Genomic DNA, 242 nt, shown 5'->3' on the forward strand with positions numbered 1-242 from the left:
ATTTACTTGCCTTAGCAATTGTTTCAAGTGGTATACCAAGATCATGCATACTTTTAATCATTTGAATTTTTCCCTGCTGAACCCCTTCTTTTCGACCCTTTTCAATGCCTTGTTCAATGCCTTTTTCAATCCCTTTTTTTATTCCTTGTTCCATTCCTCTTTTTATTCCTTCTGTCTCTGCGTGGGCGAATTTTGCGGCTTCATCCATTAAAACTTTCTCCCTCGCGTCATAGGCTTGTCGG

At 39.7% G+C, this 242-nt stretch carries 1 pseudogene; it reads right to left on the reverse strand.

The annotated features are described in order from the left end of the window. A pseudogene (locus MR113_RS27880) lies at positions 1 to 242 on the reverse strand (Rpn family recombination-promoting nuclease/putative transposase); the annotation flags it as partial.

The sequence above is a fragment of the Bacillus cereus group sp. BfR-BA-01379 genome (assembly GCF_022663605.1).
In the GTDB taxonomy this organism is placed as follows: domain Bacteria; phylum Bacillota; class Bacilli; order Bacillales; family Bacillaceae_G; genus Bacillus_A; species Bacillus_A mobilis.